This is a genomic window from Neobacillus sp. DHD-1R, from assembly GCF_057747995.1.
The window spans coordinates 3,481,333-3,499,355 of record NZ_CM173232.1 but is presented as its reverse complement, the minus strand read 5'-3'; the positions used below and the strand labels follow the sequence as shown (position 1 = coordinate 3,499,355).

The 18,023-nt window shown below is 38.1% G+C and carries 20 protein-coding genes; 19 read left to right on the top strand and 1 reads right to left on the bottom strand.

Translation table 11 applies throughout. The features are described 5' to 3' along the window. The first annotated feature begins 79 nt into the window (after nucleotides 1-79). The 7 genes from AC3ANL_RS17160 to AC3ANL_RS17130 all read left to right on the top strand — a co-directional run bounded on the left by AC3ANL_RS17160 (nucleotide 80) and on the right by AC3ANL_RS17130 (nucleotide 4,945). A complete protein-coding gene (locus tag AC3ANL_RS17160; protein ID WP_488325617.1) occupies nucleotides 80-511 on the top strand; it encodes a YpiF family protein in 432 nt (143 codons plus the stop codon). Nucleotides 512-650: 139 nt separating this feature from the next. Next, nucleotides 651-1,160: a QcrA and Rieske domain-containing protein gene (locus AC3ANL_RS17155; RefSeq protein ID WP_488325616.1), complete on the top strand. Its 510-nt coding sequence runs from the start codon at nucleotides 651-653 to the stop codon at nucleotides 1,158-1,160. A gap of 3 nt (nucleotides 1,161-1,163) precedes the next feature. Then, nucleotides 1,164-1,838 carry a menaquinol-cytochrome c reductase cytochrome b subunit gene (gene qcrB, locus AC3ANL_RS17150; RefSeq protein ID WP_488325615.1) on the top strand — a complete coding sequence of 225 codons (675 nt, stop codon included), beginning with the start codon at nucleotides 1,164-1,166 and terminating at the stop codon, nucleotides 1,836-1,838. 57 nt (nucleotides 1,839-1,895) lie between these two features. Next, nucleotides 1,896-2,666 (top strand): c-type cytochrome, encoded by a 771-nt coding sequence (locus tag AC3ANL_RS17145; RefSeq protein WP_488325614.1) that lies wholly within the window; start codon nucleotides 1,896-1,898, stop codon nucleotides 2,664-2,666. 83 nt (nucleotides 2,667-2,749) lie between these two features. Beyond that, a complete protein-coding gene (lhaT, locus tag AC3ANL_RS17140) occupies nucleotides 2,750-3,343 on the top strand; it encodes a lipoprotein heptaprenylglyceryl N-acetyltransferase LhaT (RefSeq protein WP_488325613.1) in 594 nt (197 codons plus the stop codon). 67 nt (nucleotides 3,344-3,410) lie between these two features. Then, nucleotides 3,411-4,205, top strand: coding sequence for a sporulation protein YpjB (ypjB, locus tag AC3ANL_RS17135; protein ID WP_488325612.1), 795 nt, complete (start codon nucleotides 3,411-3,413; stop codon nucleotides 4,203-4,205). A gap of 59 nt (nucleotides 4,206-4,264) precedes the next feature. Then, nucleotides 4,265-4,945: a zinc metallopeptidase gene (locus AC3ANL_RS17130; protein ID WP_488325611.1), complete on the top strand. Its 681-nt coding sequence runs from the start codon at nucleotides 4,265-4,267 to the stop codon at nucleotides 4,943-4,945. Between the two features lie 27 nt (nucleotides 4,946-4,972). Here the strand turns inward: AC3ANL_RS17130 and AC3ANL_RS17125 are convergent, their stop codons facing one another. Then, entirely contained in the window at nucleotides 4,973-5,845 is an 873-nt protein-coding gene (locus tag AC3ANL_RS17125) for a YitT family protein (RefSeq protein ID WP_488329761.1), read from the bottom strand. 198 nt (nucleotides 5,846-6,043) lie between these two features. Here AC3ANL_RS17125 and AC3ANL_RS17120 point away from each other — a divergent pair, with 198 nt between their 5' ends. The 12 genes from AC3ANL_RS17120 (at nucleotide 6,044) to AC3ANL_RS17065 (ending at nucleotide 17,921) form a co-directional block, all read left to right on the top strand. Then, nucleotides 6,044-6,388 carry a nucleotide pyrophosphohydrolase gene (locus AC3ANL_RS17120; protein ID WP_488325610.1) on the top strand — a complete coding sequence of 115 codons (345 nt, stop codon included), beginning with the start codon at nucleotides 6,044-6,046 and terminating at the stop codon, nucleotides 6,386-6,388. A 5-nt stretch (nucleotides 6,389-6,393) separates the two neighbouring features. Continuing rightward, nucleotides 6,394-7,197, top strand: coding sequence for a 4-hydroxy-tetrahydrodipicolinate reductase (dapB, locus tag AC3ANL_RS17115; RefSeq protein ID WP_488325609.1), 804 nt, complete (start codon nucleotides 6,394-6,396; stop codon nucleotides 7,195-7,197). Between the two features lie 11 nt (nucleotides 7,198-7,208). Beyond that, on the top strand, nucleotides 7,209-7,628 hold the full coding sequence (gene mgsA / locus AC3ANL_RS17110; RefSeq protein WP_488325608.1) for a methylglyoxal synthase: 420 nt from the start codon (nucleotides 7,209-7,211) through the stop codon (nucleotides 7,626-7,628). After that, nucleotides 7,618-8,328, top strand: coding sequence for a bacillithiol biosynthesis deacetylase BshB1 (gene bshB1, locus AC3ANL_RS17105; RefSeq protein ID WP_488325607.1), 711 nt, complete (start codon nucleotides 7,618-7,620; stop codon nucleotides 8,326-8,328). Before mgsA ends, bshB1 begins: the two co-directional genes overlap by 11 nt. Nucleotides 8,329-8,330: 2 nt before the next feature. Further along, nucleotides 8,331-9,458, top strand: coding sequence for an N-acetyl-alpha-D-glucosaminyl L-malate synthase BshA (gene bshA, locus AC3ANL_RS17100; protein ID WP_488325606.1), 1,128 nt, complete (start codon nucleotides 8,331-8,333; stop codon nucleotides 9,456-9,458). A gap of 10 nt (nucleotides 9,459-9,468) precedes the next feature. Then, complete coding sequence (locus AC3ANL_RS17095; RefSeq protein WP_488325605.1) at nucleotides 9,469-10,662, top strand: CCA tRNA nucleotidyltransferase; 1,194 nt, start codon at nucleotides 9,469-9,471, stop codon at nucleotides 10,660-10,662. Beyond that, entirely contained in the window at nucleotides 10,647-11,624 is a 978-nt protein-coding gene (locus tag AC3ANL_RS17090; RefSeq protein WP_488325604.1) for a biotin--[acetyl-CoA-carboxylase] ligase, read from the top strand. Before AC3ANL_RS17095 ends, AC3ANL_RS17090 begins: the two co-directional genes overlap by 16 nt. Before the next feature lie 245 nt (nucleotides 11,625-11,869). Further along, nucleotides 11,870-12,706, top strand: a complete 837-nt coding sequence (gene panB, locus AC3ANL_RS17085) for a 3-methyl-2-oxobutanoate hydroxymethyltransferase (protein ID WP_488329760.1) — start codon at nucleotides 11,870-11,872, stop codon at nucleotides 12,704-12,706. Beyond that, the gene (gene panC, locus AC3ANL_RS17080) at nucleotides 12,703-13,551 is read left to right on the top strand and encodes a pantoate--beta-alanine ligase (protein ID WP_488325603.1); all 849 of its coding nucleotides are present in this window, start codon (nucleotides 12,703-12,705) and stop codon (nucleotides 13,549-13,551) included. The genes panB and panC overlap by 4 nt, the downstream gene beginning before the upstream one ends. A 28-nt stretch (nucleotides 13,552-13,579) precedes the next feature. Beyond that, nucleotides 13,580-13,963: an aspartate 1-decarboxylase gene (gene panD, locus AC3ANL_RS17075; protein WP_488325602.1), complete on the top strand. Its 384-nt coding sequence runs from the start codon at nucleotides 13,580-13,582 to the stop codon at nucleotides 13,961-13,963. A gap of 253 nt (nucleotides 13,964-14,216) precedes the next feature. Further along, nucleotides 14,217-17,021 carry an ATP-dependent DNA helicase DinG gene (gene dinG, locus AC3ANL_RS17070; protein WP_488325601.1) on the top strand — a complete coding sequence of 935 codons (2,805 nt, stop codon included), beginning with the start codon at nucleotides 14,217-14,219 and terminating at the stop codon, nucleotides 17,019-17,021. A gap of 45 nt (nucleotides 17,022-17,066) precedes the next feature. Further along, nucleotides 17,067-17,921 carry a ComEC/Rec2 family competence protein gene (locus tag AC3ANL_RS17065; protein ID WP_488325600.1) on the top strand — a complete coding sequence of 285 codons (855 nt, stop codon included), beginning with the start codon at nucleotides 17,067-17,069 and terminating at the stop codon, nucleotides 17,919-17,921. Nucleotides 17,922-18,023: the final 102 nt, after the last annotated feature.

The following is an 18,023-nucleotide window of genomic DNA, read 5'->3' as shown; positions in this document are numbered from 1 at the left end:
ATAATGATATGATAGGACTAGTGAATTCAAAAGGTTGGTGCAAAATATGAAATGGATACCTCAAGAGGTGGAGACCTACTTGAATGCTAAGGAATATGTGGATACAGCTGTCATTCCGCTAACTTCTCTATCATTTGGAAGTGAGATGAAGCAGTCAGCTGCCACGGTTGAATTTATCACACTTTTAACTGGTCAGTTAGAAAGGCAGTTTACAGGCAGAATTTTATTATTTCCTTCATTTACATATTTAAAGCTGGAAACAAGTGATCAGCTTTTAAGTGATTTGTTAAAATGGGAAGAAAACATTGTGAAGAGTGAATTTAAGCACATATTTTACATAACCTCGGATCTTAATTGGCGCTTGCATGAGCAGAAATTAAGCGGTTCGCTAATTTGGCTTCCATCTTTGCCTTTAGACAACATGACTACTTCTCAAAAAATGGAATTAATTGATAGTCAGGTAAAGCAGCTATTAACACTCTTTACTCAAAAGTGGAATGAAATTGGGTAAAACTAACCATATTATATGTTTTTAAAATAGTATGATATTGACCTTGCTTGCCAATTGATATATCATTGTTATGTCCTAGTTTTATAAGTGTTTAATGATGGTCCGCTGGACTTAACTTTGTGAATAAGGGGGGATAAACATGGGTAAAGAACGCGTTTCAAGACGTCAATTTTTAAGCTACACTTTAACAGGGGTAGGAGGCTTTATGGCAGCAGGAATGCTAATGCCAATGGTCCGCTTTGCTGTTGATCCTGTACTTAAGGCTGAAGCAGGCGGAGACTTTGTTGCTACAAAGCAAAAGGTTTCTGAATTAACTGGAGAGCCGGTTCGGGTTGACTTTTCTTTTAAACAAAAAGATGCTTGGTATGAATCAGAAGTAACCAATACTGCTTGGGTTTATCGTGATGATAAAACAGATAAAATTGTGGCCTTATCACCAGTTTGTAAACATTTAGGCTGTACGGTTGCCTGGAATACCGACAAGTCACATCCAGAGCAATTCTTCTGTCCATGTCACGGTGGCCGGTATGAGAAAAATGGTCAAAACATTGCTGGAACACCACCATTGGCACCACTTGATGTATATCCATTCAAGGAAAAAGACGGTTATCTTTATTTAGGAAAAGCTGAACCACGGAAGGAGGCGTAATCATTGTTAACCAAAATTTACGATTGGGTAGATGAACGTTTAGATATTACGCCAATGTGGCGGGATATCGCAGACCATGAAGTACCTGAGCACGTTAACCCTGCACATCATTTTAGTGCATTTGTATACTGCTTTGGCGGTCTAACATTCTTTATTACAGTCATTCAAATTCTCTCTGGTATGTTCTTGACTATGTACTATGTACCAGATATTAAAAATGCTTGGGAATCTGTTTATTATTTGCAAAATGAAGTTGCATTTGGACAAATTGTCCGTGGCATGCACCACTGGGGTGCGAGTTTAGTTCTTGTAATGATGTTCTTACATACATTACGCGTCTTTTTCCAAGGCGCTTATAAAAAACCTCGTGAGTTGAACTGGGTTGTCGGAGTACTAATTTTCTTCGTAATGCTTGGTCTTGGTTTAACAGGTTACTTATTACCTTGGGATATGAAAGCGCTGTTTGCAACAAAGGTTACACTTCAAATTATCGATGCAACACCGATCCTTGGCCCTTACCTCAAAACTTTGATGGCAGGTCATGAATCGATTGTTGGTGCGCAGACATTATCTCGATTCTTTGCCATCCATGTATTTTTCTTACCTGCGGTATTATTTGGCCTAATGGCAGCTCACTTTATTATGATTCGTAGACAAGGTATATCTGGACCGCTTTAAAATTAGTGTTTTCTGACATAATAATTTCTAATACAGAAAAAAGGAGGGGATTGCTCGATGCATCGCGGTAAAGGTATGAAGTTTGTCGGCGACTCACGTGTAATAGCACCCGAAATGCGCACGCCAAAACTTCCGAAAGATTACTCTGAATACCCTGGTAAAACAGAAGCGTTTTGGCCGAACTTTCTACTGAAAGAATGGATGGTAGGAGCAGTATTTCTTGTAGGCTTTTTATGTTTAACCGTTGCCCATCCAGCTCCGCTTGAAAGAATAGCGGATCCAACTGATACAGGTTATATTCCATTACCAGACTGGTATTTCTTATTCTTGTATCAATTGCTAAAATATTCATTTGCCTCTGGTCCATATACAGTAATAGGTGCAATGATTATACCTGGACTTGCTTTCGGAGGATTACTACTAGCACCATTCCTAGATCGTGGTCCGGAACGACGCCCGAAAAAGCGTCCGCTCGCAACCGGCTTTATGTTGTTAGCTCTAGCGGCAATTGTGTTTTTAACTTGGCAATCTGTTGCCACACATGACTGGGCAGCTGCAGAGCGCCAAGGGAAAATTGTGGAAAAAGTAGATATTGATAAGACTAGTGATGGATATAAAATTGCTAGTGAAAATACATGTATAACCTGTCACGGTGATAGTTTTCAAGGTGGAGCTGGCGCTCCAACACTTGTTGGCACAGGCTTGTCTGCTGACGAAGTGGCCAAGATTGCTAAAAACGGTAAAGGTAAAATGCCAGCTGGGGTCTTTAAAGGTGATGACGCACAGTTAAAAACACTGTCTGAATTTATCTCAGGCCTCGGCAAATAAGTTATACTTAATAAAAAGCTGACGTGGTATCGTCAGCTTTTTTATCATGCTAATTCTAGACATCAGAAGAAAGAGGTGTACGTGTGCGCTGGATTTACCCACTCCTAGCAAATCGATCGATTTTAAAGATTTTGCTGCTTATTAATATTGCTGGAACGGTCTACGGTTATTATTGGTATGGATGGCAGCTAAAGGAAACTCCAACTATATTTCTACCTTTTGTACCTGACAGCCCTACAGCCAGTTTATTTTTTGTTTTAGTCCTTATTGCCTTCCTATTGAGGAGAAATTGGCCTTTAATCGAAGCTCTTGCCATTGTAACATTATTTAAATATGGAATATGGGCAGTTGTTATGAACATCCTTGTCTATTTTGTTCAAGGAGAACTTGATTGGATTGGCTATATGTTAATATTTTCTCATTTTGCGATGGCTGTTCAAGGGATATTGTTTGCTCCATTTTATCGATTTAAATGGTGGCATTTAATGGTGGCCGCTATTTGGACCTTACATAATGATATTATTGATTACGTATTTTTTATGTTGCCAAGCTATCATATGCTTGATCGGTATATCCCGCAAATTGGATATTTTACTTTCTGGCTGTCCATTCTATCAATTTGTCTTGCCTATTATTTTGCAATCCGGCCAAAAAGGTTTAAACTTGAAATAAAATAGTTTTCATTTGGTCTAACCTTGTCCATCATTACATACATTTTATTAGTAATGAAAGGGGGGACAAGGTTTGAGAATCAGATGGTTTTTCTTTTTAGCAATTATCATTATGCTCACTCCCATAACTGTTTATGCTGAACAACAATCGCCAATGGAGAAGCTGGATGATATATCCGACGAAGCTCTCCAAATGGTGAAGTTTCAAAGATATGAGGATGCAAAAAAAATGCTTGACTATTTTTCTGACCAGTTTACGAGTATTACTGGCACAGAAAAACCTTTATCAGTGGACGAGGTTAGAATTGTTAATACTTCTCATGATGAAGCGATGGAAGCTGCCGTTAGTCCCAACATGAAATATGAAGAAAGAATAAATAAACTAACAAAGTTTCGTCTTGTTATTGATGCATTAGCAACGAGTCATCAACCCTTATGGACAGAAATGGAAGAACAAATAATGACCACCTTTCATCAAGCAAAAGAAGCAGCAGTTCTTGGTGATACGGCCCATTTTCATACAAACTTTAACACCTTTTTATCTTTATATAATGTCATTTATCCAAGTATGAAAATTGATGTACCGGTAGAAAATATTCAAAGATTAGATGCGCGAATCGATTTTATCAATGAATATCGTTCGCAAGTTGTCAAGGATCCAAAAAGTCAGCAGGAATTGATTGCCCTTGACACAGATTTGAAAAATCTTTTTGCTAATATGGAGGAAGATGAGGCAGATCCATCAATATGGTGGGTTATTATTTCTACAGGTAGTATTATTATTATGACATTATCCTATGTAGGCTGGAGAAAGTATCAAGGTGATAAAGAATTGAAAAAGAATCGGTCAAGAGACTTAAAGGATTGATATGTCTAATCGGCTAAACATTGTACGCAATAACATCACGAGCTGATTTGGAGGTTACTATGTACTACCTAATTTATTTTGCCATCATTGTTATTATCCCTATATGGGCACAAGCGAAGGTGAAAAATACTTTTACAAAATATTCCCGGATATCGACATCATCCTATCGCAGCGGGGCAGAGGTTGCCAGGGAAATTCTAAATACAAATGGTTTATATAATGTTGACGTAGAAGAGGGTCATGGATTTTTAAGTGACCATTATGATCCAAGAAGCAAAACGGTTCGACTGTCACCAGAAAATTTTCATGGCAATTCGATTGCCGCTGCGGCGGTTGCGGCTCATGAATGTGGACATGCAATCCAAGACTCAGAAGGATATGCATTCTTACGCTTTCGTCATGCCTTAGTTCCTGTTGCCAATCTCGGCTCCAATGTTTCGTGGGTCTTCATTTTAATCGGGATTTTTGCTCATTTGAGTGGGATGATTTTGCTTGGCATTATTTTTATGGCAGCGGCTGTTTTATTTCAACTTATAACTTTACCCGTTGAGTATAATGCTTCTAACCGTGCAATGGATCAAGTGGTATCGCTTGGATTAATTGGTAATCAAGATGAAAGAAAAGCTAAAAAGGTCTTAAACGCTGCTGCACTTACGTATGTTGCAGCCGCAGCAGTAGCTGTTCTCGAATTATTAAGACTCGTTCTAATCTTTACAGGTATGAATAGAAATGAGGATTAAAAAGCAATGTCCCTGTGACATTGCTTTTTAATCCTCAATTGGCATTTTATTCTCATCGAGTGTAAATCCCTCTCCGAGTACATCGTGTACAACAGAAATGGATATAAATGCATGAGGGTCAACAGAGGTAATTAAATTTTTTAGGCGGATTAATTCGTTTTTAGCAACCACACAATATAACACATCACGTTCATTTTTTGTATAGGATCCGTACCCTCGAAGTGCAGTCACACCGCGGTCCATTTCCTCCATAATTTTTTTGGCAATTTCCTCGTCTTTTTCTGAAATAATCATCGCTCCCCGTGCTGAGTATGCACCCTCTTGCATGAAATCAATGACCTTTGCACTAATAAAAACAGCAACCAGTGTATACATAGCTTGTTTATAATTTAGGTATGTAAGTAATGATAAGGTAATGACACATGCATCAAATAAGAACATCGTTTTCCCCATATTCCACCCAAAATACTTTTGGACAAGCCTCGCAATGATATCTACTCCACCAGTTGTCCCTCCGGCGCGAAAAATGATACCTAACCCTATCCCGGTAAAGACACCTGCAAACAAGGCTGCTAACGTTAAGTCATGTTGGAGCGGCATATCAATACTATATCGTTGAAAAATCCATAAAAAAATCGAAACACCGACTGTGCCCATTATGGTGTATAAAAATGAATTGCGTCCTAAAATCTTCCATCCAATAAAAAACAAAGGAATATTAAGGATTAAGTTTGTATAAGATGGATCCCATTTAAATAGGAAATAAAATAGTAGTGTAATACCGGTGAAACCACCTTCAGCCAGTTTATTCTGCATATTAAAAGTAACCAGACCAAATGACATAATAGCCGCACCTACGAGAATAAATAAAATGTTTTTTAATTTTAGCTTAAATAGCATATTGATTGATTTCACCTCTTCCATATTTTTCTCCTTTAGGCGTTCTTATTATAGCGAATTAGTGTGATAAGAGCAATGAGAAGAGGAAAAGAGTCAAATTGAGTCGAAAACATTTGTAAAACGGAAATAATTTAGCTAACATAAAAAAGAAATATAAATATATTTAATATGCCCGATTTAGAAAATGAGGTGAAATAAATGGCTAACGGAAAATCAATGAAGGAGCTTCAGGTAGAAGTCGATACATACATAAGTCAATTTAAAGAAGGATACTTTAGTCCACTAGCGATGCTTGCAAGACTAACCGAGGAGCTTGGCGAGCTTGCAAGGGAAGTAAACCATTACTATGGTGAAAAGCCCAAAAAATCCAGCGAGACAGAAAAGGCGATTGAAGAAGAACTTGGCGATCTTCTTTTTGTGACAATATGTTTTGCTAATGCCTTACATATTGATTTGGAAGATGCCCATGATTACGTAATGAATAAATTCAATACCCGGGATAAAAACCGTTGGACAAAAATTGAACCAGAAAGTATGGAGTGATGAACATGAAAGATATTAAAATTATTATTGCCGGACCCCGTGGCCGAATGGGCAGTGAAGCTGTAAAATTAGCAGCAAACACGGAGTACTTTAAACTGGTTGCAGCTATTGATCATAAATACGATGGAATGATGCTAAGTGATGTAGATGGTTTTCAATCTGTTGGGAATGTTCCGATATACACAGATATTGAAAAGTGTCTTCAAAACATCGAAGCGGATGTATTAATAGACTTAACCACACCTGAAGTTGGTATGCATCATGCAAGAACGGCTCTTAAATATAATGTCCGGCCTGTAGTAGGGACTACTGGCTTTTCGAAGGAAGATTTAGAGGAGCTGCAACAAACATGTATGGAAAAAGAGTTAGGTTGTATTATTGCGCCAAACTTTGCGATTGGGGCCGTTTTAATGATGAAATTCTCTCAAATGGCTGCTCAATTTTATCAGGATGTTGAAATTATTGAAATGCATCATGACCAAAAGCTTGATGCCCCATCAGGAACAGCGGTAAAAACCGCAGAAATGATTGCATCTGTAAGAGAAACTAAAAAACAGGGTCATCCTAATGAAAAGGAAACCATAAAAGGAGCAAGAGGTGGAGACTACGAGGGAATGCATATTCATTCTGTTCGTTTGCCTGGACTTGTAGCCCACCAAGAAGTTTTATTTGGGGCAAATGGTGAGACATTAACAATCCGACATGATTCCTATCATCGCGGCTCCTTTATGTCAGGTGTAAAAGTGGCCGTTGAAACAGTCATGAAGCAAAATACATTTGTTTATGGACTTGAAAATATTTTAGGTTAGGGGTCAAAATTATGAATATTGCATTAATTGCTCACGATCAAAAGAAAAATGACTTAGTTCAATTTGTTACAGCTTATCAGGCTATTTTTGCAAAGCATACCCTTTTTGCAACAGGAACAACTGGTTCAAGAATAAATGAAGCAACAGGATTAGACGTGACCCGTTTTATGTCTGGTCCGCTAGGTGGAGACCAGCAAATTGGGGCTAAGATTGCTAAAAATGAAATGGATGCGATTTTCTTTTTTCGGGATCCATTAACAGCCCAGCCGCATGAACCAGATGTAACAGCTCTTGTAAGACTATGTGACGTTTATTCTATTCCGCTTGCAACTAATATGGGTACGGCTGAATTGTTAATTAGAGGATTAGAGTTGGGTTTATTGGAATGGAGAAACATCACCAAAGAGAATGGTGACGGTAATGGAAAATAAGAAAGTACAAATACTAGCATTTGGTGCCCACGCTGATGACGTAGAAATCGGCATGGCTGGTACGATTGCTAAACTCGCTGCAGAAGGAGTAAAAATCGGTATTTGTGATTTAACAGATGCTGATCTTTCTTCAAATGGGAACGTGGCGTTAAGAAAACAGGAAGCAGCTAACGCAGCCGGAATTTTAGATGTTTCAGTTCGCACTTCATTGGGTTTTCCTGATAGAGGCTTATTTATGAAGGAAGAATATATCCGAACGGTTGCTGCTGTCATTCGAACATACAAGCCGCAAATCGTATTTGCACCTTATTTTGAAGATCGTCATCCAGATCACGGAAATTGTGCCCGCCTTGTAGAGGAAGCGGTTTTTTCAGCCGGGATTAAGAAATATACAACCGATGATGACAATGAGCCACATCGAGTAGAAAAACTGTATTTTTATATGATCAATGGTTTTCATAAACCGGATTTTACTATTGATATAACACCATTTATTGATCAAAAGCTTGCCGCGTTGAGGGCCTATAAAAGCCAATTTGAATTAACGGCCCAAAGCTTTAATACACCACTAGTGAATGGCTATATCGAAACGGTGGAGTCAAGGGAAAGAATGTTTGGCAAATTAGTAGGTGTAACATATGCTGAAGGCTTCAAGACAAAGGTGCCTCTCCTTTTGAAGCATGATTTGATGGGAGAATAATAATGAAGAAATTAAAAATAGGAATCACCTGCTATCCCACTGTAGGAGGTTCAGGTGTTGTTGCAACAGAATTAGGGAAAATGCTTGCGGAAAAGGGGCATGAAATCCATTTCATCTCCTCAAGTCTCCCTTTTCGGTTAAATAAAATGTACCATAATATCCATTACCATCAGGTAGAAGTAAATCAATACTCTGTATTTCAATACCCTCCCTATGACATTGCTCTAGCTAGTAAAATGGCAGAGGTGGCGAATCGTGAAAAATTGGATATACTTCATGTCCATTATGCTATTCCTCACGCTGTTTGTGCGATTTTAGCCAAGCAAATGTCTAACCGGGACATAAAAATAGTTACAACCTTACATGGTACTGATATAACAGTTTTAGGTTATGATCCTTCTTTAACCGATGCGATTAAATTTGGAATTGAAAAATCAGATGCTGTGACTGCCGTGTCTAATTCATTAGTGAAGCAGACCTATGAGCTTATCAATCCAGATAAACAAATTGATACCGTTTATAATTTTATTGATGAACGAATCTATCATAAAAGCAATGCAGAAGCATTGAAGGATCAATTGGAAATTAAAGAAGCGGAGAAGGTTATTATCCATGTTTCCAATTTTCGAACTGTCAAGCGGGTGACAGATGTTGTAAAAACATTTGCGAATATTTCCGCCAATATGCCTGCAAAACTACTGCTGGTTGGTGATGGGCCAGAAGTGACCATTGTATGTAAACTTGTAAAGCAGCTTTCGCTAGAGGACAAGGTAATTTTCTTAGGCAAACAAGAGAATCTTGAGGAATTGTATTCCATAAGTGATTTGCTGCTATTACTGTCAGAGAAAGAGAGCTTTGGCCTTGTCGCCTTAGAGGCAATGGCCTGCGGTGTACCTTGTGTCGGTACGAATGCCGGTGGGATTCCAGAAGTAATCGCACATGGCGAAAATGGATTTATTTGTGAAGTAGGCGATATAGAGGCTATTTCCGAAAAATCCATTTCTCTATTAAAGGATAAACTTCTTCATCGGAAATTTTCCACCCAGTCATTAGAAACAGTAAGAACAAAATTTAAGGCCGACCAAATTGTTGAACAATACGAGCAGCTTTATTGGAAGCTGCTGAATTAAGGTGAACTAGATGAAAGAACCATTTTTATCAGCCATTCCCGTTTTAGAACGCTTAGAGGCTTCAGGCTATGAAGCCTATTTTGTAGGCGGATCGGTTAGAGATTTTCTTTTAAACAGGTCGATAAGTGATGTGGATATTGCGACATCCGCGACACCCGAAGAAGTCAAAGAAATTTTTCATAAGACGGTCGATATCGGTATTGAACATGGAACGGTTCTTGTCTTATTCAATAATACATCATACGAAATTACCACTTTCAGAACAGAGGGAGAATACCAAGATTACCGTAGACCAAAAGAAGTAGCGTTTATTCGTAATCTTCATGAGGATTTGCAACGTAGAGATTTTACGATGAATGCGATGGCCATGAATCGGAATGGAACCATCATAGATCCATTTAATGGGCAAGCAGCAATTATGAAAAAAGTGATCCAGACTGTTGGTTCTGCAACGGAACGTTTCCAAGAAGATGCATTAAGGATGATGAGAGCGGTTCGGTTTGTCAGCCAGCTCTCCTTTTCTATTGAAAGAGAAACTCTTCAGGCGTTAACAAAGCTGGTTCCATTGCTTAAAAATATTGCTGTGGAACGAAAAAGAGCAGAGTTTGAAAAACTACTGATTGGAGATGATTGTAACAAGGCATTGGAAATTTTACTAGACACCCATGTATTCTCCTTTTTACCAGGCTTAGCTAATCAAGATGTACAGCTTGAAAAGCTAATTGAACTTGACAGTAAGGGACTAAATAAAAAAGAAATGTGGTCGTTACTTTTATTTTGCTTAAAATTAAAAGAAAAATCGATCGAAAATTTCTTGCGAGCTTGGCGGCTTCCCATAAAGGATATAAAGGATGTTCAGCGTATTTTGTTTTTTTTAGAGAAAAGGCTTGAACGAGAATGGTCCGCTTATGATTTATACTTGGCGGGAAGCGATATCATTACCTCAACCGAAAAGTTATACCATCTGATTATGAGAGAAGAGCAATCCCCTCATCCGTGGCTGAAATTATATCAGCAGCTGCCAATAAAACAGCGCTCTGAACTGGATGTAACGGGAGGAGACTTAATGGATTGGTTTAATCAACCCGGAGGTCCGTGGTTAAAGGAAACCATTTTAAAAATTGAGCATGCAATTGTGGAAGGAACTGTAAAAAACGATAAACGAAAGATTAGGGAGTGGCTAATGACGTGCAGTCAGAATTAAGGAAGAAACTGCTCGATGCCTTTACTAATGCTGGCAAAACTTTTTTATCTGGGCAGCATCTGGCCGAACTAATTGGCTGCTCAAGGACCGCTGTTTGGAAACATATAGAGGAATTAAGAAAAGAAGGTTTTGAATTAGAGGCAGTTAGAAATAAAGGATATCGAATTGTAAAAACGCCGGAAAGAATAACAGCAGATGAAATTAGACTTGGGTTAACCACAAATTTCATAGGCAAAAACATTCATTATGAAGAGAGCGTAGATTCTACCCAAAAAATTGCGCATCGCTTATCAAATGAAGACATGCCTGAAGGCACCGTCATTATTGCCGAAGAACAGCGCGCGGGCAGGGGAAGAATGAACCGAACTTGGGATTCTCCTAAATTTACAGGAATATGGATGAGTCTTATTCTAAGACCTAATATTCCACTTACAAAGGCCCCTCAGCTGACACTGTTAACAGCAGTAGCAATTGTTCAAGCCATCGAAGAGGAAACTGGACTCCACCCGGAAATTAAGTGGCCGAATGATATTTTATTGAACGGAAAAAAAGTGACAGGAATTTTAACAGAGTTACAAGCTGAAGCAGACCGCATTCATTCAATTATTATTGGGATGGGGATTAACGTGAACCAAAAGGAAGAAGATTTTCCTCGTGAACTACAAGAAAAGGCAAGTTCACTTTCTATTGAAAAAGGTGAAGTTATCTCGCGTGCCGGGTTAATCAGAAGTATTTTTAAGCATTTTGAAAAATTATATTTACTCTATTTAGAACAAGGTTTTCTCCCTATCAAGCTTTTATGGGAAGGGTATGCCATTAGTATTGGAAAAGACCTAAAAGCCCGAACGTTAACGAATGTGATCGAAGGGAAAGCACTAGGAATCACGGATGATGGAGTATTAAAATTGGAGGACGCCAAGGGCTTTGTTCACCATATCTATTCAGCCGACATTGAAATATAATCCAGCTTGCGCTTTTCTGTAAATTTGCTATAATTTCCTTGGGCAGTATCTTCCGAGAACTGCACCTTTTTGTAAACCAAACTGATAACTAAAAAGGTTTCTGCCTAGATCCGTATTACGGACCGGGACAGAGGGATGGAACATGCAAATGAGTAATTGGATCCTCTGCCTTCAGAAGGATCTTTTTTATTTGCTCTGCAAAGAAAGTTTTATCACCTCTCCCACTATTAAAGGAGGGAATAATGATGAAGCAAACAACAGATTTTTTGAAAATGAAAGAAAATAACGAAAAAATTGTCATGCTTACAGCTTATGATTATCCATCAGCAAAACAAGCAGAGCAAGGAGGGGTTGACGTTATTTTAGTCGGAGACTCTCTTGGAATGGTTGTATTAGGTTATGATTCCACCATACCGGTAACGATGGAGGATATGATTCATCACACTAAAGCTGTAAAACGAGGGGCAAAAGATACATTTATTGTGACAGACCTGCCATTTTTAACTTATCACCTCTCTGTTAGAGATACATTAATCAATGCAGGTAAGCTAATGCAAGAAGCAGGGGCACATGCCGTTAAACTGGAAGGAGCGGATGATGTAGTCGATAAGATTGCAGCCCTGACAAAAGCAGGTATACCAGTTTGCGGACATTTAGGCTTAACCCCGCAGTCTGTTGGAGTATTGGGTGGATATAAAGTTCAGGGTAAGGATGCTCAGGCCGCCCAAAAATTATTAAACGATGCAATGGCAATTGAGCAAGCAGGTGCATTTGCGCTTGTACTTGAATGTGTGCCGAAGCAGTTGGCTGAGGAAGTTTCTAAATCTATCACGATACCTGTAATTGGAATAGGCGCTGGCCTTAATGTCAATGGCCAAGTTCTTGTTTATCATGATATTTTAGGCTATGGCGTTGAACGTGTACCAAAATTTGTGAAGCAATACCATGCTGTCAATCCATTTATGATAGAATCCATTCAGGCGTATGCATCCGATGTTAAAAGTGAACAATTTCCTGATGATAAACACTCTTTTTCTATGAAAGAAGAGGAACTAAAAGTCCTCTATGGAGGTAAAAAATGAAAGTTATAACATCCATAAAGGACATGCAGGCAGAAATAAGTAAACAAAAGGCTTTGGGAAAAGAAATTGGTTTTGTTCCTACAATGGGTTTTTTGCATGAGGGTCATTTAACCCTTATCTCACAAGCAAGACAAGAAAATGATATAGTTGTTATCAGTATTTTTGTCAATCCATTGCAATTTGGCCCCAATGAGGATTTTTCAAGCTATCCTCGGGATTTTGAACGGGATCGGGCTTTAGCCGAGGCTGAGCAGGTTGATTTTCTTTTTTATCCGTCTGTGGAGGAAATGTATCCGCACGTGCCAACAGTAACCGTTGTTGTACAAGAACGAACAGACGTGCTTTGCGGCAAATCGCGACCAGGCCATTTTGATGGTGTCGCCACAGTCCTTACGAAACTTTTTACAATTGTTACCCCTACCAGGGCGTATTTTGGAAAAAAAGATGCTCAGCAGGTTGCTGTGGTGGATGGTCTAATTTCCGATTTCAATTTTCCAATCGAGTTAATTGCAGTCAACATTGTACGGGAAAATGATGGACTTGCCAAAAGTTCACGAAATGTTAATTTATTACCCGAGGAACGGCAACAAGCAACCGTCCTGTTTAGGAGTTTGGAAGCAGCCAAACAAGCTATTAATGAAGGCGAGTGGAATCCTAATATACTAATTAATAATATTAGCGAAATGATTTCAAGTGAATCAAATGCTGAAATTGATTATGTCGAAATTCTTTCCTATCCCCAGTTAACACGATTGGAAAAATTAACTGATACCATTATCATTGCTCTCGCAGTAAAATTTTCTAAGGTTCGTTTAATCGATAATTTCATTATTCAAATAGATTAGAAAAAGCAACCACAGGGGAGGAATTCTTTTGTTTCGGACCATGATGAATGGAAAAATCCATCGAGCTACAGTAACAGAGGCAAATTTAAACTATGTAGGTAGTATTACGATAGATGAAGATATTTTAGATGCAGTAGGAATGATTGCCAATGAGAAGGTGCAAATTGTCAACAACAACAATGGTGCCCGTTTAGAAACGTATATCATTCCAGGTGAAAGGGGCAGCGGTGTTATATGTTTAAACGGTGCAGCCGCCCGCCTTGTACAAGTAGGAGATGTAGTTATTATTATTTCATATGCACTTGTATCAGATGAAAAGGTACAAACTCACACACCGATAGTGGCCATTTTGGATGAACACAATCGGATTAAAGAATTAATCAATAAGGAACCAGCACTAACTGTTATGTAAGAAAAGGATGTCTTAAAAGGGTCTGACCTCACTTTTACCATTCAATCATAGTCGCCGATTAAGAAATGTTCTGCGCTATGTTGAGGTTGTGGGGTCTGACCCTTTGTTTTTTTGCTATCCTTTTTCTTCTACATTTTAAAAATTGTCGAGACAATGGTAGAATTTAAATCATTATTACTTTAGTTTTTACTTTTACATATTTACGGCGTATGTGCTACCGTTTTAATGAACGAAGGTTTGGGGTGTTAAGGAAATGATAAATAAATTCGTTGTAGTGGATTTGGAAACAACAGGAAACATTCCAAAAAAAGGCGATAAAATTATCCAATTTGCAGCTGTGGTCATTGAGAACGGAAAAATTACAGAACAATTCTCGTCTCTAATCAACCCACAAAGACCGATTCCGGTTTTTATTGAAGAATTAACAGGAATCAATGATAAAATGGTCAAGGATGCACCATTATTTGCGCAAATAACGGAGAAGGTTAAAAGATTATTGGATGGTGCCTATTTTGTCGCTCATAATGTATTGTTTGACTTGTCTTTTCTTCAAGAGGAATTAATCCAAGCAGGCAGTGAGGGGTTTTATGGGTCCGTTCTTGATACAGTGGAAATGGCCAGAATTCTATATCCTACCGCTGATGGCTATAAACTATCAGATTTAGCAGAAATGGAGAACCTGGAACATGATCGGCCGCATCAAGCAGATAGTGATGCCTTGGTCACAGCAGAATTATTTCTGATTCTGCTCAAGCGATTATCGGCATTGCCAAAAATTACGCTTCGGCAGCTAACTCATTTATCTGGAGGGTTAAAAAGCGATCTTCAACAACTTTTAAATGAAATTATTGACTCTATAGATGGTAAACATGAGAAATGTTCCGAAACGATTGAAATATTTCATGAAATAGCATTAAGGAAAAACCTGAGCGATCCTGAGAAGGATGTTAGCAAAGAAGAGGTTGATTATCCTCTAAGCGAACAAGACAAGATAGATATCATTCGACATGGCTTTCAATTCTTTGAGAGTAGGTCCGGACAATTTCAAATGATGGATACCGTTTATCGCTCCTTTCAAGAGCAAAAACATACCTTAATAGAAGCTGGAACAGGAGTAGGGAAATCGTTGGGGTATCTTCTCCCAATAGCTTTCTTTTCAAAACAACATAAGCATCCCATAGTTGTAAGTACGCACACCATTCAACTTCAGGAGCAATTGTTGAAAAAAGAAATACCACTATTAGCGAAAATCCTTCCTTTCAATTTGGAGATTGTTCTTCTTAAAGGAAGGAATCATTATTTAAATTTAGAAAAGTTTCACCTGACGTTAATGGATGAAAATGATAATTACGATACTACCTTAACAAAGATGCAAATACTTGTTTGGCTGACGGAAACCAAAACGGGTGATAAGGACGAATTAAATCTTTCAAGCGGGGGGCTGCTTTATTGGAACAAAATTAAAGAAGAGCCTGCTGTATTTTCACATAACCAGGGTTGGCAAGACCGTGATTTTTATTTGAAAGCAAAAAGGAAAGCACAAACTGCAGATATCATCATTACTAATCACTCCTTACTATTAAGTGATATCAAAGGAGAAGGATCGATTTTACCTGAATTTCAATATGCGGTTATTGACGAAGGACATCATCTAGAAAAAGTGGCTAGTCAGTTTTTTGGTTATTCTTTGGACTATTTATCTACTCGATTGCTTCTAGGACAATTTGGACTTTATGAGCAAAAACAGCTATTTTACGAGTTGGAGCGGCTGCTAAACTCATTTCCTAATTCGGAGAAAAAACTGCTGCATACCTTTGAACTGAATCAAATGGTAGTAGATCTTAACTATGAAATGGATGAATTTTTTAAATTAATTGCTCTTTTTGCAAAAAAGAAGGCCGCAAATAAAAAGGGATTGAATCGGATAAAAGTCCGCTTTTCTCCAACTAAGGATAGTGGGAGGGAGAGGAACGCGCTTATTCATAGTGCAGAAAGAGTTTCTTTTATACTCAAGGATTTATATATGGCCATCAGTGATCGTCTTGATTGGATCAAAAATGTAAAAGAATCATTAAAAAGTGTGCAAGAAAACAAAATTGAGGAAATCTTTACTTTCTTAAATGAACTCGCCGAGCTACGTGATACAGTGATAAACTGTTTTATTAAAGAATCACAGGATGTAAAGTGGATAGAAATGGATACGCGGTCCCCACAAAATGTAACAACCTTTTTAGCTCAGCCGGCAACTGTTGCTGAAAAGCTTAGGGAAAAGTTCTTTAACAAGAAAAAAGCAGTGGTCCTTACTTCTGCCACCTTATCGGTTACCAAATCCTTTGATTATATTATGAAGGAAGTAGGACTGGATCAGGTTTCAACCAACCTAATGACGATACCTTCACCATTTGAGTATAAAAATCAAGTTCAGCTTCTTATTCCAGAAGATTTGCCAGAGGTTAATTCAGTGACATTGGATGAATACGTGATTGCCATAACAGAACATATCATCACTATTGCTGAGGCGACAAAAGGAAGAATGTTGATCTTATTCACTGCAAATGACATGCTGAAGAAAACATATGAATTGATTAAGGAAAGTGGTTTTCTAAATGAATATGTCCTTATTGCGCAAGGTATAACAAGTGGAAGTCGAACTAGGCTAACGAGAAACTTTCAGCGCTATGAAAAGGCAATTCTGCTTGGGACCAGTAGTTTCTGGGAAGGAGTAGATATTCCTGGTGAGGATTTATCCTGCCTTATTATGGTCAGGCTCCCATTCAGCTCGCCGGATGAACCGCTCACAGAGGCTAAATGCCAGTTGATCGTACAGCAAGGAGGCAATGCCTTCTCTGAATACTCACTTCCTGAAGCGATTCTTCGTTTTAAGCAGGGATTCGGACGGTTAATAAGGACTGAAACGGATCGTGGAATTATAATTGTTTTTGACCGAAGAATTGTCACAACAAAATACGGAAAATCTTTTTTGAAATCTATTCCTCCTGTCAATGTTAAAAAAGGCCCTATTGAAGAATTAGTAGATTTTATTAATAATTGGTTATGATAATGGGCAAAATGACACATCCTATTCATAATGGGAGGACTGTGTATGAAAATATTGCTTATTATAATTGCTTTATTTTTTCCAAGCCACTTGTTAGTAAAAGCTGAAACATCATTTTCGAGTAATGTGGAAAATATTGACTTAAATATAAAGGAGCATCAAGCAGCGGTCACTTTTTTGGGCCTGTCTGCGGGTGAGGCCACACTAGTACAAGGTCCTAATGGTAAAACAATTTTAGTGAATGTTGGTGGGAAAGGAACTTTGGCTGAATTAGAAGGGTGGCTTTCCCTTTATGATGTAAAAGAAATATCTACGCTCATTCTAACTAAGGATGAGCGGGAGCTGAATATTCATACCATTAACCAGTTAATGACGAAATATCACATTAAAGAAATCGTGACGACACCAGAACTTTCTTTACAATTAAAAAAATTTTTATCCCCATCTAAGCCTATTTCACTTATAGTTTGGGGAGAGGGCACAAAAAAAGAGATTCTGCCTGAAATGATGGCTGAAGTTCAATTCGTCGGAAATGATGAAAATGAAGGATTGGATTTAATGTTGAGTATTTTCAAGTACAATATTTTTTTAATGACTTCTTATAGTGAGCGAGCGGAGCAAACTTTTCTAAAGAAAAATCTTAACGATGTTCATGTCTTTAAGATACCCAATAGTATAAACAAAGACAGATTATCTGAGCAATTAATCCAAACGCTCAATCCGCAAATTTCGATCCTTTTTGCTGCCGAGGCGGATTATCCAGATCCAGACTTACTTCAAGATTTGCATGGGATATGGTCAGAGGTGTATTTTACCAAGAAACACGGAACCGTAACAGTTAAATTCACAGAATCAAATTATGAGATTATCACTATTCCTGCAGAAGCAGAAGAAGAATGATTACCATTCTGAAAAAATTCAATTAATTTTAATCAGATTCATCACACATCGGTGATTATCCTGTTATAATAATATTTACAATATATCGTATATAAAGAAGTG